A 2,901-nucleotide genomic window follows, 5' to 3' on the forward strand; every position below is an offset into this window, starting at 1 on the left:
TGCACGCCACGCTGCTGGCCGGCATCTCGATGGCGGTCTGGGCCACCAACCTGTGGACCGCGCCCGACCACACCCGCGTGGTGCACTACCTGTGGCTGTGCTGGGGCTGTGCCTCACTGGCGCATCTGGTGGTGCTTCAGCAGCGGCTGTGGCAGGCCATCCTGGCGCTGGCCGGCTGGGCGGCATCGATGCTGGCCCTGCTGATGGCCCGCTTCGGCCCGGGCCTCGACCTGGCCGCTCTTCACCCGGTGGTCTCGATCGACGTGGGCGAGGGCCTGGTCTCTCTGATGGTCTTCCACTCGGCCCGGCGCATCTCGAATGTCGCGGCGATGGAGCGCCACCAGGCACGGGCCCTGCGCCGCGAGGCGGACCGGCTGCAGGCCATGACCCACCTGGACGACCACTGGTCGCGTCGGGTCACCGGCGCGCCCCGGGCAGCAGGTGACGTTGAGCGGCGCCGCGGACCGGATGACGGCGGTGGTGCTGGCCCCGAGCCGCTCGCAGCGGATGCGGTGGGCACGGATCTTCGCCGTCGGGTCGATACCGGGCGAGCAGGTGCAGGTGGATGCCGACGAGGACTTCGCCCGGATCACCGTGCAGCGGCCTGCGGCAGTCCTGGGACCCGTCCGGGGCACCAGCGCCTGGTAGAAGGCCTCGACCGCACCGACCCTGCGGGTCCGACAGCCCGTCGCACGCGCCCGCGGTTCTTGGCGGAGACTACCCTGAGAACCCCCGTCACCAATTTCATTGAACCGGTCGGTGCAATTAGATTTGCTCGTGCACGAGAGGACCACATGAACACCAGCCAGCCCAGCCCGTCACCGCACGAGCCCCAGCACGCCGCCGAGGACGACCAGCCAGCGCCGATCCACGAGCGCATCGAGGCATCGCCCGGGATCACGCACGCCGCCGCGCCGTCCGATGCCCCGCACGAGCCCACGCACGCAGCCGAGCCCGACCTGCTGCTCAGCGCCCGGGAGTTCCGGATGCGCGGGCGCGAGTCGATGGTCTTCGGCCCGCTCGACCTGGACTTCCCCTCCGACCGGCCCGCCGTGCTCGTCGGCCAGCAGGGCTCAGGACGCTCGTCGCTGCTGCTCGCCCTGGCCGGGCGGCTCAAGGGCGTCGAGGGCAGCCTGCAGGTGGGCGAGATCGACGGCATCGCCCAGCCCTGGAAGCTGCGCCAGCAGGTCTCGGTGGCCAGGATCAGTGGCTTCGCCGAGCTCGAGGACAACCTGACCATCGGCGAGTCCCGCGACGAGCGCGCCATCGCCGAGGGCATCGGGACCCGCCGCGGGCGCACCCGCTTCCGCGAGCTGGAGGACCTGCTGGGCCACCGCTTCGACACCGACCAGCTCGTCGACCGAATGGCCGCCCAGGAAAGGATGCTGCTCACCCTCGTGCTCGGCTGCCTGTCACCTGCCCGCTTCGTGGTGGCCGACGACGTCGACGAGTCACTGACCGACGACCAGCTCGTCTGGCTGCACGACGCGATGGCCCTGCTCACCGAGGACGGCAACCGATTCGTCATCTCGAGCCTGGAGCAGTCCCCGCTGCCGCCGCTGGCAGCCGTCGTCACCCTCCCGCCGCCGGCCCAGCGCGGCGAACCGAACTTTGCCCTGCGCCGCACCCGGCGCCGCTCCACCACCATCGAGGACGCCTGATGTTCCTGTCCCGCTTCGAACTGCGCCGCTTCCGCGGCCTGCTGCCCAAGCTCGCACTGATCTTCGCCATGCTCGTCCCGGTGATCTACGGCTCCATCTACCTGGCGGCCAACTGGGACCCCTACGGCCGCATGCGCGACCTGCCGGTGGCCGTGGTCAACGACGACAGGCCCGTCACCTACAACGGCAAGAAGGTGCAGGCCGGCAAGGACTTCACCGACAACGTCGTGGAGGCGCGAAACTTCGACTGGCACGTCACCGACGCCACCGACGCCGAACAGGGGCTGCGCGAGGGCCGCTACTACCTCAGCGTCCACGTGCCCCAGAACTTCTCCAGCGACCTGGTCAGCGGATCGACCGAGCATCCCCGCCGGGCCAAGATCACCATGCACCGCAATGACGCCAACGGCTTCGTCATCGGCTCGGTGACCGGACAGGCCCAGAACAGCATCGAGAAGGCCGTCAACGAGACGGCCGTCGAGGCCTACTTCGAGGCCGTCTTCGCCAACCTGGACAAGATCCGCGACGGCATGGTGGAGGCCCGCGACGGCTCGGCAAAGCTCACCACCGGCATCACCAAGGCCAAGGACGGCTCCGCGAAGCTGGCCGACGGCGCCACCACCGCGAAGGCGGCCTCGGCCAAGCTCTCCGCCGGCGCCACAAGCCTCGACTCCGGCATGGGTGAGCTCGAGACCGGCGCCGCCAGCCTGCACAACGGTCTGGGTGAGCTGGCCAAGGGTTCGCAGCGCCTGGAGCAGGGTGCGGGGCAGGTGGCCGGCGGCACCGCCCAGCTGGCCGACACCGTCGTGCCGGTGCTGGACCGCGCCGCCGAGCTGCAGGGCACCGTGAAGTCCGACTCCGCCGAGATCAACAAGGACGTGCAGACCCTCAGCGGCCACGTGAGCGGCGCCACTGACACCGTCGGCGGCCGGCTTGACCAGGCCGACCAGGCCCTGGCGACGCTGGCCACCGTGCCCGGAGTCACCGAGACCAAGGCCTACAAGGATCTGGCCACGCGCTTGGAACAGGCCCAGACCCGCAACAACGACGTGGCCGTGGCCGCCGCCCGCGCCTCCGGCCGCTCGGCGACGCTCAACGAGCGGGTGCAGCAGGCCAATGCCGCCGGCGAGCTGAAGAGCGCCTCGGCCAAGCTGACCCAGCTCAACCAGGGCGCCCAGCAGGTGGCCGACGGCGCAGGCGACCTTCACGCGGGCATCGACAAGGCCTCCACCGGCGCCGG

Annotated in this window: 2 protein-coding genes; both read left to right on the plus strand. The window is 70.8% G+C overall.

The window, feature by feature from the left end:
• Nucleotides 1–1,661: ATP-binding cassette domain-containing protein (locus ACHFFZ_RS07080; RefSeq protein WP_394275948.1), on the plus strand; the 1,661-nt coding region annotated here is incomplete at its 5' end.
• Nucleotides 1,661–2,901 (plus strand): YhgE/Pip domain-containing protein (locus ACHFFZ_RS07085; protein WP_394275949.1); only part of this gene is annotated, 1,241 nt, incomplete at its 3' end. The genes ACHFFZ_RS07080 and ACHFFZ_RS07085, both read left to right, overlap by 1 nt.

This window comes from Luteococcus sp. (assembly GCF_043424415.1).
Classification (GTDB): domain Bacteria; phylum Actinomycetota; class Actinomycetes; order Propionibacteriales; family Propionibacteriaceae; genus Luteococcus.